Below are 26,112 nucleotides of genomic sequence, written 5' to 3'. Positions count from 1 at the left end.
CTTGTTTAGTAAACAAAGGATTTTATGAATTTTCAATTTGATTAAAGTTCGATATCACCGAACAAGTCAGCCATTGAGAATCCTGTTTGTGTTTCTGGAAGTTCGAAATCACGTTTTTCTTGACGTTTTGGACGACGTGGACGAGCAGCACGTTTTTCTTCTTTTTGTCCTTCTTCTTGAGCTGGACGCTCTTCAAGAGCTTTGATAGAAAGTGATACGCGCTCTGCATCTGCGTTAACTTCAAGAACTTTAACTTGAACTTCTTGACCAACTTTAAGAGCTTCTTTTGGATTTTCAATACGTTTGTGTGAAATTTGTGATACGTGAACAAGTCCATCGATACCTGGCAACACTTCAACAAATGCACCGAAGTCAGTCAAACGTTTAACTGTTCCTTCTACTACATCACCTTTAGCCAATTTTTGCTCAACGCCATCCCATGGTCCAGGTGTTGTTGCCTTAAGTGAAAGTGATACACGTCCTTCTTCTTCGTTAAGATCAAGGATTTTCACTTCAATTTCTTCACCAACAGTTACAACTGATTTTGGTGATACGTTACGTTCATGTGACAATTCAGTCAAGTGAACCAATCCGTCAACACCACCAAGGTCGATGAAAGCACCGAAGCTTGTAATACGGGCAACTTTACCAGTTACTACATCACCAACAGCCAATTTACCGAATACTTCAGCGCGAGCTGCTGCTGTAGCTGCTTCAACAACTTCACGACGTGAAAGGATGAAGCGGTTTTCTTTAGCGTCAACTTCTTTGATTTTAGCATCAAATTCTTGACCTACAAAACGCTCAGTGTTACGTACGAAACGAGTATCCAACATTGAAGCTGGGATAAATCCACGAACACCTTCAAATTCTACTGAAAGTCCACCTTTAACGGCACGAGTTCCTTTAACAGTAACAACTTCTTCTTCGCGACCAACAAGTTTGTCCCATGCTTTGCGAGCTTCAAGGCGTTTTTTAGATACAAGGTATGTAACTGTATCAGTATCTTTACCAACTACTTGACGAAGTACAAGAACATCCAATACTTCTCCTACTTTAACAAAGTCATTGATATCTGCATCGCGATCGTTTGTCAATTCGCGAAGAGTCAAGACACCTTCAACACCAGTTCCAGAGATTGCAACGTTAGCTTGAGTCGCATCAACTGTCAATACTTCAGCACTAACAACATCACCAGTCTCAACTTGGCTAACGCTATTTAGCAAATCTTCAAATTCGTTCATCTAAAAAATCCTCCAACAATCAAGTTTTTCTTAAACTTGACATACTTATAATTTTTTTCCTAAGCACCCGCAAGGACATGTTCATATCGTTCACGTCTTTCAATTATAAAAATAAAATACCCTAAGATATTTTGCTTTTTATCTTGATCATTACCTAAGAACTGGGGTAGCTGGATTCGAACCAACGCATGAGGGAGTCAAAGTCCCTTGCCTTACCGCTTGGCTATACCCCATTGATGAAATGGAGAGAGAGGGATTCGAACCCCCGAACCCGAAGGAGCGGATTTACAGTCCGCCGCGTTTAGCCTCTTCGCTATCTCTCCTACAATCAACATGGACTATTATATCATGAAAATTTCAAAAAAACAAGACTTATTTTGCTAAATTATAATTTTCAATCAAAATTTCCACAGCTTTTTCCAATTTTTTATAAAAACTATCGACATTCCCATTCTTTATGATGGCAAATTGTCCATCTAATTCGGCAATTTCTCCGATAACTTTTTTACCAATGGTCAATGTATAACCTTCAAAACTGTCTTTTCCTACATTGACTTTAGCATCTGCTACTTGAATTTCAATTTTTTTATCTTTCTTACTCATTTCATACCTCTCTTCACTTTTTCTATTTTACAAGAAAATCCTAAAACTAGCAAGAAAAAACTCTATATCATTCCGAGTCTGATATAGAGTTTTTCTGCTTTATTTAATGTGTTTTTCTAGTTCTTTTTGGTACTTACCGTTTGATTCCAATTTTTCTTTTTGCCATTTTTTCAGCGCTTCTTCATATTCTTTGGTTGTAACGATATCTTTTTGCAATTTCATACCTTTAAAGATATATGGATCACCCTTAATACCAACTTGTGAGTATGGTTTTGAGAATGGCACGACATTACTTACAACTGGAGAACCACCAGATGAGGCTGTTGGCATCAATAATGAACTATCTGTCAACCAAGCTTGAGCCTTGGCATATTTTTCATAGCGTTCTTCAAGATTTGTAGTTTCTGAATCTGCATCATCCAATAATTTCTTATATTGGTCCAAACCAAGTTTAGCTACAACATCCTTATCTTTTCCTTTCGTAATACCAAGGTGTTTCATGGCAGAGCCTGATTTAGGATCCATGATATTCAAGTAAGATGCTGGGTCTTGATAACTTGGAGCCCATCCTGTACTGTTCAAATCATAATCTTTTTGAGAAGGAACACGCGCTTGAGAAGTGATTGTTTCCTTTTCATTATCTGTCATTTGAAGAACATCAATGACAACATTTTCAGCACCAAGAGTTGATTCGATAGACTGTTTGAAAGAGTTACTTTGTTGAACGGCGATGGTATCTGTTTGTTCAACTGGGACATCCAAGTGAATTGGGAAAGTTACCCCTTTAGATTCCAAGTCTTTCTTAGCTTTTTCAAAGGCTGCTTTAGCCTTGTCAGGGTTGTAGATAGAATCCTTACCATCAACTAGCTCAACACCTTTCCATTGGTCACCATAGTTCACCAACTCTGCTTGAGCGATTTGACCAAAGTTTTTACCACCTGCTTGCACAAAGTTGTCAGGAACGAGACTGTTACGAATAATCTTGTCCGCACCGTCTTCACCATTTAGCTGGGCAGCATAAGAATGGCGGTTGAAGGCAAAGTTGATAGCCTGACGGAAGTCCTTATTCAGCATAGCTTCTTTAGTAGAAGTCTTTTGCTCTTCACTCGTTTTCGCAGTTTTATTGTATGACTGACGATTTACGTTAAAGGTGAAGTAATAACTACTTGAGTCCTGTGGGCTATAAGTAATTTTATCTCCGTATTGTTCCAAAGTTGAAGCAAAGTTTGAGCTACTTGGGAAGAGACGAGCTGTCGTATAGGCACCTGAAGAGAAGCTACGAATCAACGATTCCTGATCTGAACCATCATAGTAAGTCAATTTGATCTTCTCGATTTTTACCTTTTCTTTATCCCAGTAGTTTGGATTTTTCTCATATTCGATCAACGATTTAGACGTCAAGGTCTTCAAGATATAAGGACCATTGTAAAGAATCCCTGCTGGAGTAACTGCTCCATAATCTTTACCTGATGCCTTCAAAAACTCTTCATTTACAGGCAACATAGTTGCTGTTGTGACTTTAGAGTTCCAGAAGCTTTCTGGTTTGTTGAGGGTATATTCAACTGTGTAATCGTCCAAGGCCTTGACACCAACTGTAGAGAAATCGTTGGTTTCACCAGTCATGTAGGCATCCAAGCCCTTGATTGAATTTTGGATGAGAGAAACACCGTCTGACTTACCGTCAGCTACGTGTTTCAATCCTGTCACAAAGTCATGGGCTGTTACTTCTGCGTATTCTTCACCTTCTGAAGTATACCATTTAACTCCTTTACGAAGTTTATAGGTATAAGTCAAACCATCTTTTGACACAGACCAATCTTCAGCCAAAGAAGGAATAACATTCCCGTATTGGTCGTTTTCCATCAAGCCATCAACTACGTTCCCGATGACATCTGTTGTAGATGTACGAGTCGCTATACTATAGTCCAAAGATGCTGGATCTACTGCATAGACATATGAAAATGTTGTCGGTGCATCTGCTTCTTTATCAGCTTTTCCACAAGCTACTAAAAGAGCTGTTGTGCTCAGGAACACTCCTGCTGTTAAGAGCCACTTTTTCGATTTCATCAAAAATCTCCTTTTGTTTATTTTAATCTACTTTTACAATCCAACCTTCTGGCGCTTCAATATCACCAAACTGAATACCAGTCAATTCATCATAGAGTTTACGAGTCACAGGACCAACTTCTGTTTCACTATAGAATACATGGAAATCATCACCGTGCTGAATACCTCCAATTGGTGAAATAACTGCTGCCGTACCACAGGCACCTGCCTCTACAAAACGATCAAGATTATCAATTGGGACATCACCTTCAATAGGTGTCAAGCCCAAGCGGTGTTCTGCCAAATAAAGCAAAGAATACTTAGTAATAGATGGCAAGATAGATGGACTCAATGGTGTTACAAATTCATTGTCAGCTGTAATTCCAAAGAAGTTAGCTGAACCGACTTCTTCAATCTTTGTATGAGTTGAAGGGTCTAGGTAGATAACATCTGAAAAATGGCGTGATTTAGCCAATTTCCCTGGCAAGAGACTTGCAGCATAGTTCCCCCCAACCTTAGCGGCACCTGTACCATTTGGAGCAGCACGGTCGTATTCATCCTGAATCAAGAAGTTAGTTGGGACCAAACCACCCTTAAAGTAATTACCAACTGGCATAGCAAAGATAGTGAAAATGTATTCCTCTGCTGGTTTTACCCCGATAATATCTCCAACACCAATCAAAAGGGGACGAAGATAAAGGGTTCCACCTGTTCCATATGGTGGTACGTATTCTTCATTCGCGCGGACAACTGCCTTACAAGCTTCTACAAACATATCTGTCGGAACTTGTGGCATCAAGAGACGATCACAAGTACGTTGCAGGCGTTTGGCGTTTTCGTCAGGACGGAAAAGTTGAACACTGCCATCCTTAGTCCGATAAGCTTTCAAACCTTCAAATGCTTGTTGGCCATAGTGAAGACTTGGAGAAGACTCTGAAATATGCAAAGTTGCATCCTCTGTAAGCTCCCCTTGATTCCATTGTCCATTTTTAAAATGAGCAATATAGCGATAAGGTAATTTCATATAGGAAAAGCCGAGATTTTCCCAATCAATCGTTACTGTCATATTCCACTCCTTATTCTAAAAACCTATTTCTTTTATTCTACACTATTTTTCTAAAATAGCAAGCATATTTTGTAATTTTCAGAAAATTTCTTCAATAAAAAGAACCAGCTCTTAGAACTGATTCTTCATTTCACTTATTTGGCTTCAGTAAATATCTCTTTAAGATAAGCGTCAAAAACTTCTTCATCTGAAATCGTGTCAGAGATGAAGCTACCGTTGCTTGTGCGTTCTGACAGGTTCAAGTCTTGCAATCGGCTTTGATAGATTGTTCCTTTATTGGATTGGACAAGCAAAGTTTGGTCATTTTCTTCCACTTCTGTACTGAAGAGATCACCGATGAAGCCTTGTTCTACAACTGCACCAGCCAAGAAGACACGATGCGGTTTGTTTTTCAACTCACGCAAGACTTGTAATCCTCGTTTGGCACGGCTGGTTGCTGGAATTTCGTCAATAGAAACACGTTTCAAGCTTCCACGTTGGGTTAAGAGGTAGAAGGATGAGGTATTGCAGATAAAGGCGGACTGGAGAATGTCATCTTCTTTCAAATTCATAGCCTTGACACCTGCAGCCTTGGCACCGACAACCGGCACCTCTTCGATATTGAAACGAAGGGCATAACCATTTTGGCTAATTAAGAGAACATCATCCAGTTTGATTGGAGCTACTGCTACAATCTGGTCTGTCTCATCTTTGAGCTTAGCATACTTGACAGACTTAGACTTGTAGGTGCGCCATGGAGTAAATTCTTTACGTTCTACACGCTTGATTTGACCAAGACGAGTTATAGCAAAGTAGGTTGTCGCATCATCAAACTGATCCACGACTTCCACGTAAAGGATTTCTTCGTTAGCTTCAAAGTTTGTAATGGTCTGGCTCAGATGCTCACCGATATCCTTCCAGCGAATGTCTGCCAATTCATGGATTGGTCGATAAATGACATTTCCAAGCGTCGTGAACATCAAGAGATGCTGGGTTGTCTTGACAGATTGAACAAAGATCAAACGGTCATCATCACGCTTACCAATTTCATCTATAGTTGAAGCAGCAAAGGAACGTGGGCTGGTACGCTTGATGTAACCTGCCTTGGTTACGCTGACATAGGTATCTTCCTCGGCAATCAGACTAGCTGTATCAATCTCGATTGCTTTTGCTGTGTCTTCTAAGCTACTCAAACGCGGAGTCGCAAATTTCTTCTTAACCTCACGAAGCTCTTTCTTCATGAGATTGTACATAGTCCGTTCGTCACCAATGATCGCTGCAAGCATGGCAATCTTTTCACGAAGTTCTGCTTCTTCTTCCTGCAAGACAACCACATCGGTATTGGTCAAACGGTAAAGTTGCAAGGTTACGATAGCCTCAGCCTGCTCTTCTGTAAAATCATAGCTAACCTTGAGATTTTCCTTGGCGTCAGCCTTATTCTCAGAAGCGCGGATAAGGGCAATGACTTCGTCCAAAATCGAAATCACGCGAATCAAACCTTCGACGATATGGAGACGTTTCTCAGACTTTTCCTTGTCAAAGCGTGAACGCGCCAAAATCACTTCACGACGGTGGGCGATGTAGCTAGACAAGATTGGGACAATCCCAACCTGACGAGGTGTGAAATTGTCAATCGCCACCATGTTAAAGTTGTAGTTGATTTGTAGGTCGGTGTACTTAAATAGATAGTTGAGAACAAGCTCGGTATTGGCGTCTTTTTTTAGCTCAATGGCGATACGAAGACCGTCACGGTCAGATTCATCCCGAACCTCAGCAAGACCTGCTACCTTGTTATTGACACGAACATCATCGATTTTTTTAACCAGATTGGCCTTGTTGATTTCATAAGGAATCTCAGTGACAACGATTTGTTCCTTACCACCTTTTAGCTTTTCAATTTCGGTCTTAGAACGAACGACCACGCGCCCTTTTCCTGTTTCATAGGCCTTCTTGATTTCATCACGTCCCTGAATAATCCCTCCTGTAGGGAAGTCTGGTCCAGGCAAGAATTCCATTAGTTTGTCTACCTTGGCAGTTGGGTGGTCAATCATATAAACCGCCGCATCAATAACCTCAGCCAAATTATGGGGAGGAATATCTGTGGCATATCCAGCCGAAATCCCAGTCGAACCATTAACCAAAAGGTTTGGAAAGGCTGCCGGCAGAACAGTTGGCTCTTTTTCAGTATCGTCAAAGTTCCAAGCAAAAGGAACGGTCTTTTTATCGATATCCTGAAGAAGATAGCCTGCAATCTCAGACAAACGCGCCTCTGTATAACGCATAGCTGCAGGCGGATCTCCGTCCATAGAACCGTTATTACCGTGCATTTCGACTAGAATCTCACGATTTTTCCAGTCCTGTGACATACGAACCATAGCATCATAGATAGAACTGTCACCATGTGGGTGGAAATTCCCCATGATATTACCGACAGACTTGGCCGACTTGCGGTAGCTCTTGTCAAAGGTATTGCCATCCTTATTCATAGAATAAAGAATACGACGTTGCACCGGCTTCAAGCCATCACGAATATCTGGCAAAGCCCGATCTTGGATAATGTACTTGGAGTAGCGACCAAAGCGCTCTCCCATGATGTCCTCAAGGGACATGTTTTGAATGTTAGACATAATAATTCTCTTTTTAGTGTTTTATTGTAAAGTAAATCTATATTTTATAAATTTAACTGTTTCTTTGTAGGTAGTGAGAAAAGAAGAGCAATCCTACTAATCCTAGAATGAATAAAAGATTAATTTTAATAACAAATAAGCTAAGTAGGGTATTAATTAGACCGTGAAAAATGGCGCAAAAAAGGACCGACTTTGTCTTTTTGAAAACAGCTGCTAGAAGAATACTGAGATAAATTGCAAATAGACTAAATAATATAAAAGGCATCCCACTTTGGGAACTTCCAATCACAAACCATAAAGGTACATGCCATATTGCCCAAATACAACCTGTTATCAAACCGGAAATCCAAAAGGAGAATCTAGTTTCTAAAGTTGGTTGCAAGATGCCTCGCCATCCCAATTCTTCTTCGCCACCATAAACACAGACTGCACTCAAAAAAACAACTAACAAATTTCCTAGTGGAAAAGCCGTATTAAGCTCCTTAGAGGAGAAAGCAATGACACCTGTCTGCACGAAAATTAGTAAAAGAAATAACAAAATATATTTCTTTGAGTCCCCTAAGATAAAAGAGACTATGCTTTTAATGGATTTTTGAGGTAAACAAGAAATGGCTGCAATGGTTGGACCGAAACCTCCTAGTAGATGGAGAAAAACTCCCAGTGGACTCGTTAGACTTAAGAGGCTCATTTGCGTCAGAAAAGCGAGCAATCCCCAACCAAATCCCCAAGAAATGAGAAAACTAATCAGTAAAAATTTTGTTATCTTATTATTTTGTAAATGTTTCATTTGTTTCGAGTCTCTCCTTAGCATACTCAATCATCTTCTCAGCCACTTCTTTATCGTAGTCAAATCCCATTTTTCGAGCAAGAGACTGAGCCTCTTGGTGGAAAAATTTCATAGTAGAAAACAAAGACTGAGTAAGTTTCTCTACACTTGAGAAATCAAGCAGGTTCGAGAATTCTTTCTCTTTCTCAGCAGGTAAATAATTAAAGAGATACTTGTAATTCTTACCGATATCAGCTTTTCCCCTATCGCTTGCGACCAGCCAAGCCAAAACTTTCAAGAGTTCTTGTTGACAAATACTGTAGAGATGGTCGGTCGCATAGATGACTTGTTTGCGACAAATGCCCTTGACTACATAGGCAGACACCCACCAAAATTCATTACAGGATTTTTCAAAATCCGTTTCAGTAGCTGGGATTGTCCAGTAACGCTCTAGATTTTGGGAACAGGATTCAAATAAATGTTCTGGGTCTTCCAAAACAGTGAATCCTGCCTCGCTGTCCACCCACTCTTGAATGTGTTCTTCGGGGCAAAGAGTCAAATCAATGCGATTACCATCTTCAAAAAGCATAAGATATAGACGACGATGGTCAAGAGCAACCTCTTGCTCAATAATGCGTTTGCCAAACTGGCCTAGCCAAGAAAAGTCACTCGTCATATTATCTAAATCGTCCACGACATAGACCACGTCATAGTCTTGAAATTCATCTTTTGGGGTCTTTGGGTTTGTCCGTGAACCAGACATGGCGACAGCTTTGACTTGTAAAGTTTTGGCAGTCTGTAAAATCAGATCTAGCATTTCTGTTTCAGCTCTCATGTTGATACCCATTCATTAAAAAGTGACTTAAAACACTGTCGCTTCTTCTAGCGTAAACTTGACATTATCCTCAATCCACTTACGGCGTGGCTCGACCTTATCCCCCATGAGGACATTGACGCGACGTTCGGCGCGAGCAAGATCTTCGATAGTGACACGAATGAGAGTTCGAGTTTCTGGGTTCATAGTTGTTTCCCACAGCTGATCCGCATTCATCTCACCAAGTCCTTTGTATCGTTGAAGTGTAGCACCTTTACCAAACTGCTTGCGGAGTTCTTCTAGTTCTCCATCCGTCCAAGCATAAGCCACTTCTTCTTTCTTGCCTTTACCTTTTGACATCTTGTAAAGAGGTGGAAGGGCGATATAAACGTGTCCTGCCTCGACAAGAGGACGCATATAACGGTAAAAGAAGGTTAAGAGAAGTGTTTGAATGTGGGCACCGTCGGTATCCGCATCGGTCATTATAATGATCTTGTCATAGTTGGCATCTTCAAGGGAGAAGTCTGCTCCTACACCAGCACCTATGGTATAAATCATGGTGTTGATTTCTTCATTTTTGAGGATATCCGCCATCTTGGCCTTGGCTGTATTGATAACCTTACCACGTAGAGGCAAAATAGCCTGGAACTTGCGGTCACGGCCTTGTTTGGCAGAACCACCGGCAGAGTCCCCCTCGACTAGATAGAGTTCATTCTTAGCAGGATTCTTAGACTGAGCTGGGGTCAATTTTCCAGACAATAAGCCCTTGTCTTTTTTATTTTTCTTACCATTCCGGCTCTCATCACGCGCTTTGCGAGCCGCCTCTCGAGCGTCACGCGCCTTGATAGCCTTGCGGATGAGGTTAGAAGCCAATTCCCCATTTTCCATAAGGAAGAAGGTCAACTTATCAGCTACAATCCCATCAACAACTGGGCGAGCTAGTGGACTGCCTAGTTTATCCTTAGTCTGACCTTCAAACTGAAGGTGTTCTTCAGGAACAAGAATAGAAAGAACGGCCGCTAGTCCCTCACGATAGTCGGAGCCTTCAAGGTTTTTATCTTTTTCCTTGAGAAGACCTGTCTTACGCGCGTAGTCATTCATGACCTTAGTGATAGCAGACTTGAGTCCTGTCTCATGTGTTCCACCATCCTTGGTGCGAACGTTATTGACAAAGGACAAGATGTTATCTGAAAATCCATCATTGTACTGGAGAGCTACTTCCACTTGGAAACCATTGTCTTCGCCTTCAAAGTATAGAACTGGCGTTAAGGTTTCCTTGTCTTCGTTCAGATAGGATACAAAGTCCTGCACCCCGTTTTCATAATGAAACTCAATCGCTTCATCTGTTCGCTTGTCCGTCAAAGACAAGGTCACATTTTTTAAAAGAAAGGCTGACTCATTAAGACGCTCTGAAATGATATTGTACTTGAAGTCTGTCGTAGAAAAGATGGTCGCATCCGGCATGAAAGTAACCTTGGTACCTGTTTTAGACTTGGGCGCTGTACCAATTTTCTTCAAAGTCGTAACAGGTTTGCCACCATTTTCAAAACGTTGCTTGTAAACTGCACCATCACGGGTAATTTCAACTTCCAACCAGCTTGATAGGGCGTTTACAACGGAAGATCCAACCCCGTGGAGACCACCAGAAGTTTTATATCCTCCTTGACCAAATTTTCCTCCGGCGTGAAGAATGGTAAAGATAACCTCAACTGTTGGAATTCCCATAGCGTGCATACCTGTCGGCATCCCACGTCCATGGTCTTGTACAGTCAAACTCCCGTCTTTATTGATGGTAACATCAATACGGTCACCAAATCCAGACAAGGCTTCATCGACTGCATTGTCGACAATTTCCCAGACGAGGTGATGGAGTCCTGCCCCATCAGTCGATCCGATATACATCCCTGGACGTTTGCGGACCGCATCCAACCCTTCTAGCACCTGAATGGCATCATCATTATAATTATTAATATTGATTTCCTTTTTTGACACAAGGAACCTCCTATTCGTTCATCTTTACTATTCTACAGGTTTTCTAAGGATTTTGCAAAATTTTTCTTTCTCCGGTGTGACAATTTCAGAAGAGATTCTCTGCCTTTCTTCTCCATTTCATGATATAATAGGAGTATGATTACAATAGTTTTATTAATCCTAGCCTATCTGCTGGGTTCGATTCCATCTGGTCTCTGGATTGGACAAGTATTTTTTCAAATCAATCTGCGCGAACATGGTTCTGGTAACACTGGAACGACCAATACCTTCCGCATTTTAGGTAAGAAAGCTGGTATGGCAACCTTTGTGATTGACTTTTTCAAAGGAACCCTAGCAACGCTTCTTCCGATTATTTTTCATCTGCAAGGTGTTTCGCCTCTCATCTTTGGACTTTTGGCTGTTATTGGTCATACCTTCCCTATCTTTGCAGGATTTAAGGGTGGTAAGGCTGTCGCAACCAGTGCTGGAGTGATTTTCGGATTTGCGCCTATCTTCTGTCTCTACCTAGCAGTTGTTTTCTTTGGAACCCTCTATCTTGGTAGTATAATTTCACTATCTAGTGTCACAGCATCTATCGCGGCTGTCATCGGGGTTCTACTCTTTCCGCTTTTTGGTTTTATCCTGAATCACTATGACCCTCTCTTCATCTTCATTATCCTAGCACTTGCTAGTTTGATTATCATTCGTCATAAGGATAATATCTCTCGTATCAAAAATAAAACTGAAAATTTAGTCCCTTGGGGATTGAACCTAACTCACCAACATCCTAAAAAATAAAACGCCAGTTCATTCTGTACTGACGTTTTTTTGTATGCTTATTTTGATTTGATATAGTTGATACCATCTGCTTTTGGTGCAACTGCTTTTCCAAAGAAGGCTGCCAAGACAAGAATGGTCAAAACATAAGGTGCGATTTGAAGGTAAACCGCAGGCACTCCTTGCAGGAACGGCAATTGAGATCCGATAACAGCCAAACTTTGTGAAAGTCCAAAGAAGAGACTAGATAGCATGGCTCCGATTGGATTCCATTTCCCAAAGATCATTGCAGCAAGGGCGATAAATCCAGGTCCAACAATAGTTGTCACTGAGAAGTTAACTGAGATGGATTGAGCATAAATCGCTCCACCAATTCCACCTAGGAAACCTGAAATGATAACTCCTAAGTATCTCATCTTGTAGACGTTGATTCCCAAGGTATCCGCTGCTTGAGGGTGTTCACCGACAGAACGGAGACGAAGACCAAAGCGAGTCTTGAAGAGGATAAACCAAGCAAGGAATGAGAAGGCAATGGCCAGATAACCAAGAAGACTAGTTGACTTGAAGAAGATATCACCAATCACTGGGATATTTGCCAAGACTGGGAAATCAAAGCGTCCAAAAGTCTGACTTAGGTTGTCGGTTTGTCCTTTGTTATAAAGTACTTTCACCAAGAAAACAGCCAAGGCTGGCGCCATCAAGTTCAATACCGTACCGCTGACAACATGGTCTGCACGGAAATGAACCGTCGCTGCTGCGTGGATGATAGAGAAAAGGCCTCCAACCAATCCTGCAACTAGCAAAGATAGCCATGGAGTTGCTGCGCCAAATTGTTCTGCAAATTCAAGGTTAAAGACAACTCCAGAAAAGGCACCCATAACCATAATTCCTTCAAGGCCGACATTTACCACACCACCACGTTCAGAGAAAACACCACCAATACTTGTAAAGATGAGGGGTGCTGAGTAAATCAGCATAGAAGACACCAAGAGGGTGAGCAAGGTTGTAATAGACATCTTTACTTACCTCCTTTAACTTGTTTTTTCGATTTGACAAAGCGTTCGATAAGGTAATGAACACTGACAAAGAAGATAATAGACGCTGTTACAATGCTGACAAGCTCAGACGGCACCTGCGCCGCATTCATACCAGGGGCTCCAACTTGGAGAACACCAAATAAGAAGGCTGCAAAGAGAATACCAATTGGTGAGTTGGCCGCAAGCAGACTAACCGCCATTCCATTAAATCCGACAGCTAAGGATGCCCCTTGAACATAGACGTTCTGGAAGGTTCCCAAACCTTCAACAGCTCCACCAAGACCGGCTAATGCACCTGAGATAATCATTGAGAGGATAATCGTCCGTTTGGCAGAAATACCAGCGTATTCTGATGCGTGAGGATTAAGACCAACCGCACGGATTTCAAAACCAAGAGTTGTTTTCTTGAGCATGAACCAAATGACTGCAACGGCAATGAGAGCAAAGAAAATACCGATATTCATCCGCGAGTTACCAGTCAACTCAGCCAACCAAGGGGTCTGATAGGTTGCGTTAGCCCCAACACGAATCGTCGAATCTGTACTTTGCATGAAGTCTTTAGGAAAGGCATGGATAAAGGCATTTCCTACATACAAGACAATGTAGTTCATCATGATGGTTACGATAACCTCTGACGTCCCTAGATAGGCTCTAAGAATACCTGGAATGGCACCGACAATCCCACCAGCAATCAAGGCAATCACGATGGTTGCTAGAATCATCAAGGGACGTGGCATATCTGGATGCGACAAGGCAAACCAACCACTGAGAATCCAACCAGCCAAAGCCTGACCAGGAAGCCCGACGTTAAAGAAACCAGCGCGACTGGCAACGGCAAAACCAAGACCAATCAAGACCAAAGGCCCCATAGCACGGAAGATTTCCCCAATCCCGCGTAGACTACCAAAGGCTGTATAGAACAATTCTTCGTAGCCCCAAATAGCATCATAACCGAAGATCCACATGACAATGGCTCCGAGTAAAATTCCTAGGAAGACAGAGATCAAGGGAACCGAAATTTGTTGTAATTTTTTAGACATCACTCTTCTCCTTTCCCAAGTTTCCACCAGCCATCAAGACACCAAGTTCTTGCTTATTGGTTGTTTCTGGTGATACAATACCTTGAATCTTCCCATCGTGGATAACGGCAATACGGTCTGAGACGTTTAAAATCTCATCTAGTTCAAAGCTGACAACAAGGACAGCCTTTCCATTATCACGCTCTTCAATCAAACGTTTGTGGATATATTCAATGGCACCGACATCCAAACCACGAGTTGGCTGGCTGACGATAAGGAGTTCAGGATCTCGATCAATTTCACGAGCAATAATTGCTTTTTGTTGATTTCCACCTGAGAGTGCAGCCGCAGGAACAAATTCACTGGCAGCACGAACATCAAATTCTTCCATTAGCTTTTTAGCATAAGAAGTAATATTTGAATAGTTCAAAATTCCATTTTTACTATGTGGTTCTTTATAGTAGGTTTGAAGGGCAATATTTTCAGAAATCATCATTTCCAAAATCAAACCATCACGGTGACGGTCTTCTGGAACGTGCCCAACACTCAACTCTGTAATCTGACGTGGGTGCAAACCGACAATTGAATCTCCTTTTAGCTCAATGCTACCAGATTCAACCTTGCGAAGGCCTGTAATTGCTTGAATCAGTTCAGACTGACCATTTCCATCAATACCCGCAATACCAACAATCTCTCCCGCACGAACATCCAAGGATAGATTTTTGACAGCAGGGACACCGCGGTTTTCATTGACCACCAAATCTTTGATTGACAAGACCACTTCTTTTGGTTGAGAAGCTTGTTTCTCTGTTTTAAAGGAAACAGAACGTCCTACCATCATTTCAGCCAAATCAGCATTGGTAGCTCCTGCAATTTCGACTGTTTCAATGGATTTCCCACGACGGATAACTGTAACGCGGTCAGAAACTGCGCGAATCTCGTCCAACTTGTGGGTAATCAAGATGATTGATTTCCCTTCTTTGACAAGATTTTTCATAATAGCCATCAACTCATCAATTTCTGATGGAGTCAAAACAGCCGTTGGTTCGTCAAAGATAAGGATATCAGCCCCCCGATAAAGGGTTTTTAAAATTTCTACACGTTGTTGAGCTCCAACTGAGATGTCTGCTACCTTGGCAGAAGGGTCAACAGCTAAGCCATAACGTTCAGAAAGAGCCTTGATTTCTTTGCTAGCTCCAGCGATATCTAGCACACCATTTTTAGTCAATTCACTACCTAAAATGATGTTTTCAGCCACTGTGAAGGCTTCTACCAACATAAAGTGCTGGTGAACCATTCCGATTCCCAAGCCAGCTGCTTTAGATGGGGAGTCAAGGTTGACAACTTGACCGTTGACCGCGATTTCACCACTAGTTGGTTCAAGAAGGCCTGCTAACATGTTCATGAGCGTGGACTTACCAGCCCCATTTTCTCCTAAAAGTGCATGAATTTCACCTTTTCGTAGGTGCAGGTTGATTTTGTCGTTGGCAACAAATTCACCAAACACCTTGGTAATATCACGCATCTCAATGACATTTTCGTGTGCCATGTGCTCTTCCTTTCAGAGTCTTATTTTATTTCAATAAAACTTGCTAGTTTGTCTAGTAGCAAGCTTTACTGAGACAAAATGACTTTGTCTCAACTCTTAAAAAGCGGCCGATGGCCGCTTCCTAAGAAATAACTTCCATCCATTATTTTGCAGGAACTTTTACGCTTCCATCAAGGATTTTAGCTTTTGCATCTTCAACGGCTTTTTTACCTTCTTCAGAAAGGTTAGTTGTTACCAAGTCAACCCCTTTATCTTTCAATGAGTAAACGATCACTTGACCGCCAGGGAATTCACCTTTTTCTGCCTTGTTAGAAATATCTTTTACAGTTGTACCAACTTGTTTCAAAGTAGATGCAAGAACAAAGTTTGATTCTTTGCCATCTTTAGAAGTGTATTTACCTTCTGCTTCTTGGTCACGGTCAACACCGATAACCCAAACTTTTTCATTTTCAGGACGGCTTTCGTTGAGTGATTTTGCTTCTGCAAAGACACCAGCACCTGTACCACCAGCTACTTGGTAAACAATATCTGCACCGGCTGCGTATTGTGCAGCTGCAATTGTTTTACCTTTAGCAGCATCACCAAATGAACCAGCGTAGTCAACTTGGACTTTGATAGATGGGTCTACTGACGCAACACCAGCTTTGAATCCTGCTTCAAAACGAGAGATAACTTCTGACTCCTGCCCACCTACAAAACCAACTTGTTTTGTCTTAGTTGTTTTTGCTGCAGCTACACCTGCAAGGTAACCTGACTCATTATCAGCGAAAGTTACGCTCGCAACATTCTTTTGATCTTTAATCACATCATCAATCAAGACATAGTTCAAATCAGTGTGCTCTGCTGCTGCATCTTTAACTGCATTGTGAAGGGCAAAACCAACACCGAAGATTAGGTTGTAACTTCCAGCCGCTTGTTGCAAGTTGTTAGCGTAGTCAGCTTCACTTGTTGATTGGAAGTAAGTGAAACCGTTATCTTTTGAAAGATTGTGTTCTTTACCCCAAGCCTGCAAACCTTCCCAAGCTGATTGGTTGAATGATTTGTCATCAACACCACCAGTATCAGTGACGATTGCTGCTTTTGTCTTCACATCAGAAGATGAATCTGCCTTACGAGAAGAGCGGTTACCACATGCAGCAAGTCCAACTGCTGCCACTGCAACTAGACCAAGGCCTAGCCATTGTTTCTTGTTCATTACTGAACCTCCTAAATAAGATGTGCAACGATGTTGCAAGTATGGATTGATTGGCCACAAGGACCGTGCCACTCAGAGAGCGACTCAGACTAGTTTAAGTCTGTAAAAGAGTATGGAAGTAACTCCCCGACCGTCATCTCGACCGTCGATTTATCTTTTGCGACTAAGGTCACTTTTAGATCTTGTTCAAAAAATTCAGCCATCACTTGGCGACAAGCTCCACATGGCGAGATTGGTTTTTCAGTCTGTCCATAGACAATCAATTCTGAAAATTCTCTTTGGCCTTCAGATACAGCCTTAAAAATGGCTGTTCTCTCACCGCAATTGGTCAAAGGATAGCTAGCATTTTCGATATTCACTCCCGTGTAAACACTTCCGTCTTTCGCCACTAGAACAGCTCCGACTGGAAAATGAGAATAGGGCACATAGGCTTTCTTGCTGGTTTCAATTGCTAGTTCAATCAACTCAGTAGTCGCCATCAGCCAATTCTCCTTTTAAAATGGCTACCCCAGCTGACGTTCCAATACGGGTCGCCCCAGCTTCCACAAAGGCAAGAGCATCTGCATAAGAACGAGCTCCACCTGCAGCCTTGACACCCATATCAGGTCCAACTGTTTCACGCATTAATGTAACATCTGCTACCGTAGCACCACCAGTTGAAAAGCCAGTTGAAGTTTTTACGAAGTCAGCTCCCGCTTTTTGGGCCAATTGGCAAGCCACAACTTTTTCTTGGTCTGTCAGAAGGCAAGCTTCAATAATTACTTTCACTAACTTGTCACCACTTGCTTCTACTACTGCGCGAATATCCGACTCAACCAAATCAAGATTACCTGTTTTGAGAGCTCCAACATTGATCACCATATCAATCTCATCTGCACCATTTTGGATAGCTTCTTTTGTTTCAAATGCTTTCACAGCTGAAGTTGTTGCTCCCAAGGGGAAACCTACTACTGTGCAGACCTTGACATCTGTGCCTTCAAGCCCTTTTTTAGCATGTTCAATCCAGGTCGGATTAACGCAAACACTGGCAAAATCATACTCTCTAGCTTCAGACAACAAACAATCAATTTGATTTTCTGTCGCATCTTGTTTCAAAAGTGTATGATCGATATATTTATTTAATTTCATATTCGGATTCTCCTGCAGTTTATGAGATTATTTCTATGATTTCTCGTAAACTTTGCACACTATCATTTATTTTAACATATTTTTGAAAATCTGTAACTAGCTGAGGAGAAATTTTTCCATTTGTGTATACTTTTGCAACAATTTCTCCCTTTTGAACGGAATCTCCAACTTTCTTTTCAAAAACAATTCCTGTTTCATAGTCCAAGGCATCAGACTTGACTGCACGGCCTGCCCCCAGTCTCATAGCATAAAGTCCAAATTCCATAGCTGGAAGAGCTGAAATGACGCCCGTTTCCTGAGCAGGGATTTCCACCACATGGGTAACATTGACAGGACGATAGAGGTCTTCCAAGTCTCCACCTTGAGCTTGGACCATCTCCTCAAACTTAGCCAGTGCTTGACCATTCTCAAGATGTTGGCGAACTTCTTCAACTGTCTTGTTAACATTTGCCAGGCCAAGCATAATTTGAGCCAGTTCACAGATGAAGTAGGTAATATCCTGACGTCCTTGCCCTTGTAAAATCTCCAGTGCTTCAAGGATCTCCAGACGATTTCCAATTGCTCGTCCCAAGGGCTGGCTCATATCCGTAATCACTGCTACCGTTTTTCTACCAACTGCCTTACCAAGTTCCACCATGGTTTGAGCCAACTCACGCGCCTCATCAACCGTCTTCATGAAAGCACCCTCACCAACGGTCACGTCTAGCAAAATAGCATCCGCCCCTGCAGCAATTTTCTTGCTCATCACCGAACTCGCAATCAAAGGAATCGTGTCAACAGTTGCGGTCACATCACGAAGGGCATAGAGAAGCTTATCTGCTTTGACAAGCTGGTCTGATTGCCCAATGACAGATACACCAATATCCTGAACCTGACGAATAAAATCTTCTTGACTACGTTCTACTTGATAGCCCTTAATGGACTCCAATTTATCAATCGTTCCGCCAGTATGACCGAGACCACGACCACTCATTTTTGCCACGGGTACACCGAAGCTAGCAACAAGAGGAGCTAAAATCAAAGTCACCTTATCACCAACACCCCCAGTAGAATGCTTGTCAACCTTAATCCCATCAATAGCGGATAAATCAAACTCTTGGCCTGTCTGAACCATTCTCATGGTCAAATCAGATATTTCTCGAGTCGTCATTCCTTTGAAATAAACAGCCATAGCAAAAGCAGACATCTGATAATCAGGAACAGTTCCTGACACATAGCCTTCAACTAGCCATTCAATTTCACTCGAAGTCAATTCTTGACCGTCTCGTTTCTTTTGAATTAAATCAACTGCTCTCATTCGTTCACACTTCTAAGGATATAGTATCCCTTATCTTTTTTGACGATTTCACAATTGCCAAACACCTCTTCCATCTTGGACTTGGCGCTTGGAGCCCCTTGTTTTTTCTGGATAACGATTGTTAAATCTCCACCAGTTTCCAAGAAATCTTTACTTTTCTCAATGATTTCATGAACCACTTGCTTGCCCGCACGGATAGGAGGATTGGAAATGACATGTTCAAATGTGCCTTCAACTTGTTCATAGATGTTGGACTGGAAAATCGTCGCTTCTACTTTATTTCGTTCAGCATTTTGTCGCGCTAAATCCAAGGCACGATTATTGATATCGACCATGGTCGCCTGAACTCCATAAGCCTTAGCCAAGGACAAGCCCAGAGGCCCATAACCACAGCCTACATCAAGGACATTCTCTCCTTGATTGACCTCAAGACACTTGAGCAAAAGTTGACTGCCAAAGTCAACCATTTTCTTGCTAAAAACACCTGCATCCGTCAAAAAGGTCATTTTTTCTCCCAACAAGTCCACTCTTAACTCATGAATGTCGTGAGCAGCGTCAGGATTTTCTGCATAATACATTTTACTCATGAAACTATTTTACCATAATTTGACTTAAATTGTAAATCGTTTACAAACTGATCATAAAACGAAAAAGACTGAAGAAAGCTAGTAAGTAAAACATTTTCTTCAATCTCTTTCAACACTTATAGATGAATGATAAGCCATTTAGAACTAGAAATATCATAGTCAGGATATAACAAAAAGTTTATCATCTATAATCGGGCGTATTTATTATGACTATTGCTTAACCTTCAAATACTTTATTATCAACAAAATTCCCAACAGGATGTTTAGATAAAAGCCCAACTGATATGTTTTTGTCAGGATTTCCAAACTTGTCCAAAGTCGGATTAAATCTTCTAGTGACATGCGGAATAAATAACCCTCTGTAGCAATCCATAGGACTAAAAAGACATAACTTCCAGCAGCAAGCCGTTTCGTCCACCGTTTTTTGAGTAGCCAAGCAATCAAGAGCGAACAGATAAAGACAGCTGTTACAATAGCATGTTCCATCAAAAAAGTAAAACCGTAATAGATTTCCACAAAGCGTCTACCATTATCCGCATTCGCCCCTTTTATAAAAGGTAGTGCAAAACTTAAAATAAAACAAAGTTCCAATGTGTAACGTTTTAAGATTTTCATAGTACACCTCCTATAAGTTGTAACCCTCAAAGCCCCCTTTATTAGCTTATAAATCAGTAGAAAGTAGCTCCTACTTCATCTATAAATTGGTCAACCTCTATCTACCTCTATTATACGATATTGGCTTACTATCATCAAGAAACCGCTTTATTTTTTTAGCTTTTTATGGTATGATAGACAAAATATCTAGGGGAAAACAAATGACCAACGAATTTTTACATTTTGAAAAAATCAGCCGCCAGACTTGGCAATCGTTACATCGAAAGACAACACCTCCTTTGACAGAAGAGGAATTAGAATCCATCAAGAGTTTTAATGACCAGATTAGCTTGCAGGATGTTACCGATGTCTATCTCCCCCTAGCCCATCTCATCCAGATTTACAAGCGTACCAAGGATGATTTGGCCTTTTCAAAAGGGATTTTCCTTCAACGTGAAAGCAAATCCCAGCCTTTTATCATTGGGGTTTCTGGGAGTGTTGCCGTTGGAAAATCCACAACCAGTCGCCTACTTCAAATCCTACTGTCCCGTACCCTTACAGATGCTACGGTTGAGTTGGTAACAACTGATGGCTTTCTCTATCCCAACCAGACCTTGATTGAACAAGGGATTTTAAATCGCAAGGGATTTCCTGAAAGCTATGATATGGAAGCTCTTCTCAACTTCCTGGATCACATCAAAAATGGACAAGATGTAGATATTCCTGTCTATTCTCATGAAGTCTACGACATCGTACCCGAGGAAAAGCAAAGCGTCAAAGCTGCTGATTTTGTTATTGTTGAGGGAATAAATGTCTTTCAAAATCCACAAAACGAGCGTCTCTACATTACTGACTTCTTTGACTTTTCCATCTATGTTGATGCTGCAGTCGATGACATCGAGAGTTGGTATCTAGACCGTTTCTTGAAAATGCTGAGCCTAGCCCAAAACGATCCTGATAGCTACTATTATCGTTTTACACAAATGCCGATTGGGGAAGTGGAATCCTTTGCCCATCAGGTCTGGACCAGTATCAATCTCACAAATCTACAAAATTATATTGAACCAACTAGAAATCGTGCAGAAGTAATTCTTCATAAAACAAAGAACCATGAAATCGATGAAATTTACTTAAAAAAATAATTTTCCCTTGTCAAAACGTAAGTTTTCAGATATAATGGTATAGTTAGTAAATATGGAGGTAAGAACATTGGCAAACATTAAATCAGCTATCAAACGCGCTGAATTGAACGTTAAACAAAACGAAAAGAACTCAGCTCAAAAATCAGCTATGCGTACTGCTATCAAAGCTTTCGAAGCAAACCCATCTGAAGAACTTTTCCGTGCTGCTAGCTCAGCTATCGATAAAGCAGAAACTAAAGGTTTGATTCACAAAAACAAAGCAAGCCGCGACAAAGCTCGTCTTTCAGCTAAACTTGCTAAATAAGAAACAGTCCATAGAGGCTGTTTTTTTGTCTCCAAATAGGAAAAGGTAGAAAATGAAAATCGCAATTATCGGATATTCTGGTGCTGGTAAGTCAACTCTAGCTGAAAAGTTGTCTCACTGCTACTCCATCCCAAAACTTCACATGGACACACTCCAATTTCAACCCGGTTGGCAAGACAGTGATCGCGAATGGATGTTGACAGAGATGAAAAACTTTCTCACCAAGCATGAAGCTTGGGTCATCGATGGAAATTATTCTTGGTGCTATTACGAAGAAAGAATGCAGGAAGCTGACCAAATCATCTTTCTTAATTTTTCTCGCTGGAATTGTCTGCTACGAGCCTTTAAACGATACCTCAAATACCGAGGCAAGGTCAGGGAAAGTATGGCAGCTGGTTGTCAAGAACAATTTAATTGGGAGTTTATCCGATGGATTCTCTGGGATGGACGGAGCAAATCCGCTAAGGAACGCTACAAGTGGATTCAAAAAAACTATCCATATAAGGTGATCATCCTCAGATCACAAAAAGAGATAGACCAATTTCTGGATAAGAAAAGGAAGCCCTCTAATTCATAAAGAAGGGCTTCCTTTTTTGGATATAATTATTTTGCAATCAAGGTTTCTAATCCAACCTTCATCATATCGGTGAAGGTATTTTGGCGTTCTTCTGCAGTTGTGTCTTCGTCTGGATTGACCAAGCTATCAGAAATAGTCATGATAGCAAGCGCGTCAACATGGTGTTGGGCTGCCAGATAGTAAAGGGCTGCTGCTTCCATTTCCACAGCCTTGACTCCCCATTTGCCAAGTTCGATGTTCTTTTCAAAGTAGTTTGAATAAAAGACATCAGAAGACAAAACGTTCCCAACGTGGGTGGTCATACCGAGTTCTTTGGCGATATGGTAGGCCTTATCCAACAAATCAAAGCTAGCGATTTGTGGAAAATCGTACTGTGGCCAGTCATTACGGACGATGTTTGAGTTGGTTGCCGCTGCCTGCGCCAAAACCAATTCACGAACGTGAACATCTTCATTCAAAGAACCTGCAGTTCCCACACGAATCAATTTCTTCACACCGTAGTCCACAATCAACTCACGCGCATAAATCGAAATAGATGGCATTCCCATCCCAGTTCCCATGACAGATACACGGTGCCCCTTGTAAGTACCAGTATAACCAAACATGTTACGTACTTCGTTAAAACAAACAGCATCTTCAAGGAAATTCTCCGCAATAAACTTAGCACGAAGAGGATCCCCAGGAAGAAGAATTTTATCAGCAATTTCACCCTGCTGAGCAGCAATATGGATAGACATAGTTAAGATACCAAACCCGTCAAAAAGCAAAGGGAAAATAGGAGTTGGGTGCAGTGAGCAATGCTCGCTAGACCAACTATCTTTTTCCCACTGCTTTTAGGGTGGGTTCAATTCCTTTCTTTATTAATTTTGATGATATTGAGAAGATTAGCCCGGATTCAATTCAAGCCCGAACTTCCCTTCTCTTCTGAGTTTTTAGAAAAGTTTTCCGCTCGTGTTCAAATCAAAACACACGCTCTACCTTTCTTTTTTTATTTTTATATTTCATAGCTAGGAAAAATCGGATTCAATCAAGATTCCAATAGGCCTACTTCATTTTTATTTAAAACAGTTATAAATAAATTGAGAGTATTTTTTAATCTTTTAAATCAAATCCTTGACTAGAAAAAATGGGCATTTCCTACCTAATTACTTTATTCTTTGACTTCTGACACAGTATGCTAGCCCAAGGAAAGCGGTCTAACATTTTTGCAAATTCATAGGCTAAAACAGCTGTTACTAAGAGATACGGAAGAGAATCTATACCTAGCCCAGTGAAACCTATAACTAATCCGGTTGCAGAAAAGGGCGCCCTCAAGGTCACAGATAAAAAGCAAACAGATCCCAAAAGTAAAACGGTTGGCTGACTGTCCAAACCTAGAATCACGCCCAAGAGACCAGCTCCAGCCATCCCCAAGGCAAAAGATGGCGTAAGAGTACCACCATAGGCCCCTGCCCAAAGGATAATAAGAACGACCACTGCTTTTAGGAAAAACATGAGAAGCACTGTTTGACCACTGCTACCATTTAAAATTTCCTGAGCCATCATGCGTCCATTGCCAAGTAGATGTGGAAAGGAACTTGCAAGACCAACAAGAAAAAGAAAAGCTGAGGGCAATGTGAGAAGTATTCGTTTATCTTTTATTCTGTTTGAAGACGCTGCCTTACTTAAGCGACCAAAAAGCCAAGCTAGTGGGGGTAAGAAAAGAAGTAATAAGGGAATAATCCATATTTCCTTTAATGACCATGTGATGGCTGGAATCTGGTAGAGAGCCTGATCTGAAATAACCAAGCCTGCTATATAGGTTGAGACATAGGTAGTCAAACCGACTAAGACAAATCGTTTAGTAGATAGAGCAATTCCTAGGGTTTCAAAAACAAAGAAGACACTTGTTAATGGAACCTGATAAACAGCCGCTAAACCAGCACCAGCACCACAAGCAAGGAGAAAGATTTGATCCTTCTTAGAGAGAAAACATGTTTTTCCAATTGGCCCTGCAAATAGAGTTCCAATCTCTCGTGGCGCAGCTTCTTTTCCAATAGGCGCTCCCCCTCCAACTGCAATGATCTGCCAAATTGAATGAAATAGCTGTCTTAAAAAATGAAGCTTGTTTTGTGAAGTCTCATCCTTCATCTGAGCTTTGATGGAAAAAATCTTCGACCCTTTTTGCAAGAAATACCAGACCAAGGATGAAGCAATACCAACGATTATTAAACTTAGTCCTATCCGTGAGGAGGAAACTCCATCTGTCAAAAATCCACTATGATGCTCTGACTGACCAAAAGCTAGAGTCTCTACCATCTCTAAAAGATAATGGAGAACTATACCAGATAAACCAGTAACTATTCCTTGTAGAATTACTGCAAGGAATAATCTAAAATTATAAGGAATCTTTCGAAAAAATCTCCTCAAGTCTTTTAACATGATTACAATTCAGCAAGAATCGCTTTAAGCAAGCCCTTGAAGTCACCTTTAACACGTTCAGTCACTTCTACAACTTCTTCGTGGTTGAGTTCTTCTTGGAAACCAGCCGCAAAGTTAGTAATACATGAAATTCCTAGAACTTTCAAGCCTGAGTGGGCTGCCACAATAACTTCAGGAACAGTCGACATACCAACTGCATCTGCTCCCAGTGTCTTATAAGCACGGATTTCTGCTGGTGTTTCATAAGTTGGACCAGTAACACCGATATAGACACCTTCATCAAGCTTGATACCAAGTTTTTTAGCCACTTCATGGGCAGTAGCACGGTATTCTGGTGTGTAGGCCTTAGACATATCTGGGAAACGAGGACCAAATTCATCCAAGTTTTCACCCATCAATGGGTTTTGACCTGTCATGTTGATATGGTCTGAGATAGCCATCAAAGTACCAGGCCCATATCCAATACCGCCAGCTGCATTGGTTACAATGACACCTTTACATCCAAGAACTTTCATGACACGAACTGGAAAAGTCACAACTTCCAGAGGGTTTCCTTCGTAGAAATGGAAGCGCCCTTGAAGAGCCAAAACCTTGCGACCTGCCAGTTCCCCATATACTAATTTACCAGCGTGACCGACTACTGTTGAACGGCCCCAGTTTGGAATCTTAGCATAGTCTACTACAACTGGATTTTCGATTTCTTCTGCCAATTCTCCAAGTCCTGACCCAAGGATTAGACCGAACTCAGGCGTTTGGATTCCCTTGTCCTTCAGGAAAGCAGCTGTTTCATTGATTTTATCTAAAAATGTCATTGTGTGTCTCCTTTATTAGTTTTTAGCATTTGACCGATTTTGTCAAAAGTTTTAGCATTGCGAATGGTAATATTGCGATAGAAAGGCATCTTGAGCAAGTACTTGTGATAGGCAGTCTCAGAGTAGGATTCTTCAGAAAATTTCCCCCAGAAAATACCAAGTTTTCCGAAATGAACGACTTCATCTTCCAGTTCCAAACTGTTCACTTTCTCGATCACTTGATCCACATCCAAGCTCTCCGTGTAGAAGAGCACATCTTTTCGAGTCAGGTCTTTAGTCCACCAATCTGGCAGATTCTCCAGCTCTGCTTCATAGTCTTCCTGACTCAGCAAGGAAAAGTTCTGAATAAACGGATAATGGACTTCAAAGAAAGCCTCTAACTTTTCAACCAATCGGGCTTTAGGGTCTGTCGAAGTAAAGAAAATATTGCCACTGTTGATGTAGGTCTCAACCTTTTCCAGTCCCAACTCTGTCAGTTCTTGACGAAGTTGCACCATGATAACTTTATTTTTCCCACCAACATTAATGCCCCGAACAAGTAAAGCATAACGCGTCAT

At 41.3% G+C, this 26,112-nt stretch carries 25 protein-coding genes and 2 tRNA genes; 4 read left to right on the top strand and 23 right to left on the bottom strand.

The features are described 5' to 3' along the window. Window positions 1-41: 41 nt before the first annotated feature. The 10 genes from rpsA to parE form a co-directional block, all read right to left on the bottom strand. Window positions 42-1,244, bottom strand: coding sequence for a 30S ribosomal protein S1 (gene rpsA / locus N8L39_RS00730; protein WP_001001631.1), 1,203 nt, complete (start codon window positions 1,242-1,244; stop codon window positions 42-44). 161 nt (window positions 1,245-1,405) lie between these two features. After that, window positions 1,406-1,477: transfer RNA gene (locus tag N8L39_RS00725), tRNA-Gln, on the bottom strand. A gap of 9 nt (window positions 1,478-1,486) precedes the next feature. Next, window positions 1,487-1,567: transfer RNA gene (locus N8L39_RS00720), tRNA-Tyr, on the bottom strand. A 49-nt stretch (window positions 1,568-1,616) separates the two neighbouring features. Continuing rightward, complete coding sequence (locus tag N8L39_RS00715) at window positions 1,617-1,847, bottom strand: DUF2969 domain-containing protein (RefSeq protein WP_000037113.1); 231 nt, start codon at window positions 1,845-1,847, stop codon at window positions 1,617-1,619. 99 nt (window positions 1,848-1,946) lie between these two features. Further along, a complete protein-coding gene (locus N8L39_RS00710) occupies window positions 1,947-3,914 on the bottom strand; it encodes a peptide ABC transporter substrate-binding protein (protein WP_261010001.1) in 1,968 nt (655 codons plus the stop codon). A 22-nt stretch (window positions 3,915-3,936) separates the two neighbouring features. Further along, window positions 3,937-4,959, bottom strand: coding sequence for a branched-chain amino acid aminotransferase (locus tag N8L39_RS00705; RefSeq protein WP_033676924.1), 1,023 nt, complete (start codon window positions 4,957-4,959; stop codon window positions 3,937-3,939). 134 nt (window positions 4,960-5,093) lie between these two features. Continuing rightward, the gene (gene parC / locus N8L39_RS00700; RefSeq protein ID WP_261010002.1) at window positions 5,094-7,565 is read right to left on the bottom strand and encodes a DNA topoisomerase IV subunit A; all 2,472 of its coding nucleotides are present in this window, start codon (window positions 7,563-7,565) and stop codon (window positions 5,094-5,096) included. Between the two features lie 52 nt (window positions 7,566-7,617). Then, entirely contained in the window at window positions 7,618-8,352 is a 735-nt protein-coding gene (locus N8L39_RS00695; RefSeq protein ID WP_004261487.1) for a CPBP family intramembrane glutamic endopeptidase, read from the bottom strand. Continuing rightward, window positions 8,333-9,166, bottom strand: a complete 834-nt coding sequence (locus tag N8L39_RS00690) for an aminoglycoside 6-adenylyltransferase (protein ID WP_261010003.1) — start codon at window positions 9,164-9,166, stop codon at window positions 8,333-8,335. Before N8L39_RS00690 ends, N8L39_RS00695 begins: the two co-directional genes overlap by 20 nt. A 27-nt stretch (window positions 9,167-9,193) precedes the next feature. Continuing rightward, entirely contained in the window at window positions 9,194-11,137 is a 1,944-nt protein-coding gene (gene parE, locus N8L39_RS00685; protein ID WP_261010004.1) for a DNA topoisomerase IV subunit B, read from the bottom strand. Window positions 11,138-11,272: 135 nt separating this feature from the next. On the opposite strand from parE, the gene plsY reads away from it, so the two are divergent. Further along, window positions 11,273-11,914, top strand: coding sequence for a glycerol-3-phosphate 1-O-acyltransferase PlsY (gene plsY / locus N8L39_RS00680; RefSeq protein WP_261010005.1), 642 nt, complete (start codon window positions 11,273-11,275; stop codon window positions 11,912-11,914). Between the two features lie 38 nt (window positions 11,915-11,952). Here plsY and N8L39_RS00675 read toward each other — a convergent pair whose 3' ends face one another. The 9 genes from N8L39_RS00675 to N8L39_RS00635 form a co-directional block, all read right to left on the bottom strand. Then, the gene (locus N8L39_RS00675) at window positions 11,953-12,909 is read right to left on the bottom strand and encodes an ABC transporter permease (protein WP_000029124.1); all 957 of its coding nucleotides are present in this window, start codon (window positions 12,907-12,909) and stop codon (window positions 11,953-11,955) included. A gap of 2 nt (window positions 12,910-12,911) precedes the next feature. After that, on the bottom strand, window positions 12,912-13,970 hold the full coding sequence (locus N8L39_RS00670) for an ABC transporter permease (protein WP_000038669.1): 1,059 nt from the start codon (window positions 13,968-13,970) through the stop codon (window positions 12,912-12,914). Then, complete coding sequence (locus tag N8L39_RS00665; RefSeq protein ID WP_261010006.1) at window positions 13,963-15,498, bottom strand: ABC transporter ATP-binding protein; 1,536 nt, start codon at window positions 15,496-15,498, stop codon at window positions 13,963-13,965. Before N8L39_RS00665 ends, N8L39_RS00670 begins: the two co-directional genes overlap by 8 nt. A gap of 142 nt (window positions 15,499-15,640) precedes the next feature. Then, window positions 15,641-16,693: a BMP family lipoprotein gene (locus tag N8L39_RS00660; RefSeq protein ID WP_049543026.1), complete on the bottom strand. Its 1,053-nt coding sequence runs from the start codon at window positions 16,691-16,693 to the stop codon at window positions 15,641-15,643. Between the two features lie 89 nt (window positions 16,694-16,782). Further along, entirely contained in the window at window positions 16,783-17,172 is a 390-nt protein-coding gene (locus N8L39_RS00655) for a cytidine deaminase (RefSeq protein WP_084888385.1), read from the bottom strand. Then, complete coding sequence (gene deoC, locus N8L39_RS00650; RefSeq protein WP_261010007.1) at window positions 17,159-17,821, bottom strand: deoxyribose-phosphate aldolase; 663 nt, start codon at window positions 17,819-17,821, stop codon at window positions 17,159-17,161. The genes N8L39_RS00655 and deoC overlap by 14 nt, the downstream gene beginning before the upstream one ends. A 19-nt stretch (window positions 17,822-17,840) precedes the next feature. Beyond that, entirely contained in the window at window positions 17,841-19,118 is a 1,278-nt protein-coding gene (locus N8L39_RS00645; RefSeq protein WP_261010008.1) for a pyrimidine-nucleoside phosphorylase, read from the bottom strand. Continuing rightward, a complete protein-coding gene (locus N8L39_RS00640) occupies window positions 19,115-19,705 on the bottom strand; it encodes a class I SAM-dependent methyltransferase (protein ID WP_306800137.1) in 591 nt (196 codons plus the stop codon). The genes N8L39_RS00645 and N8L39_RS00640 overlap by 4 nt, the downstream gene beginning before the upstream one ends. Window positions 19,706-19,915: 210 nt before the next feature. Further along, window positions 19,916-20,320, bottom strand: a complete 405-nt coding sequence (locus N8L39_RS00635) for a hypothetical protein (protein WP_261010009.1) — start codon at window positions 20,318-20,320, stop codon at window positions 19,916-19,918. Between the two features lie 200 nt (window positions 20,321-20,520). Between N8L39_RS00635 and coaA the strand changes: the two genes are divergently transcribed. The 3 genes from coaA (at window position 20,521) to N8L39_RS00620 (ending at window position 22,322) form a co-directional block, all read left to right on the top strand. Beyond that, the gene (gene coaA / locus N8L39_RS00630; protein ID WP_004258795.1) at window positions 20,521-21,441 is read left to right on the top strand and encodes a type I pantothenate kinase; all 921 of its coding nucleotides are present in this window, start codon (window positions 20,521-20,523) and stop codon (window positions 21,439-21,441) included. Window positions 21,442-21,508: 67 nt separating this feature from the next. Then, window positions 21,509-21,745 carry a 30S ribosomal protein S20 gene (gene rpsT / locus N8L39_RS00625; protein ID WP_001274000.1) on the top strand — a complete coding sequence of 79 codons (237 nt, stop codon included), beginning with the start codon at window positions 21,509-21,511 and terminating at the stop codon, window positions 21,743-21,745. A 52-nt stretch (window positions 21,746-21,797) separates the two neighbouring features. Next, window positions 21,798-22,322, top strand: coding sequence for a DNA topology modulation protein (locus N8L39_RS00620; protein WP_261010010.1), 525 nt, complete (start codon window positions 21,798-21,800; stop codon window positions 22,320-22,322). A gap of 26 nt (window positions 22,323-22,348) precedes the next feature. Here N8L39_RS00620 and deoD read toward each other — a convergent pair whose 3' ends face one another. The 4 genes from deoD to N8L39_RS00600 all read right to left on the bottom strand — a co-directional run bounded on the left by deoD (window position 22,349) and on the right by N8L39_RS00600 (window position 26,112). Further along, window positions 22,349-23,059: a purine-nucleoside phosphorylase gene (deoD, locus tag N8L39_RS00615; protein WP_261010011.1), complete on the bottom strand. Its 711-nt coding sequence runs from the start codon at window positions 23,057-23,059 to the stop codon at window positions 22,349-22,351. Window positions 23,060-23,459: 400 nt separating this feature from the next. After that, window positions 23,460-24,743, bottom strand: coding sequence for a chloride channel protein (locus tag N8L39_RS00610; RefSeq protein WP_261010012.1), 1,284 nt, complete (start codon window positions 24,741-24,743; stop codon window positions 23,460-23,462). Between the two features lie 2 nt (window positions 24,744-24,745). Continuing rightward, window positions 24,746-25,555, bottom strand: coding sequence for a purine-nucleoside phosphorylase (locus N8L39_RS00605; protein WP_261010013.1), 810 nt, complete (start codon window positions 25,553-25,555; stop codon window positions 24,746-24,748). Continuing rightward, window positions 25,552-26,112: a DUF1697 domain-containing protein gene (locus N8L39_RS00600; protein WP_261010014.1), complete on the bottom strand. Its 561-nt coding sequence runs from the start codon at window positions 26,110-26,112 to the stop codon at window positions 25,552-25,554. The genes N8L39_RS00605 and N8L39_RS00600 overlap by 4 nt, the downstream gene beginning before the upstream one ends.

The organism is Streptococcus mitis, assembly GCF_946190285.1.
GTDB lineage: Bacteria > Bacillota > Bacilli > Lactobacillales > Streptococcaceae > Streptococcus > Streptococcus mitis_CP.
The sequence above is the reverse complement of the archived record's forward strand: the minus strand, read 5'-3'. Positions and strand labels throughout refer to the sequence as shown.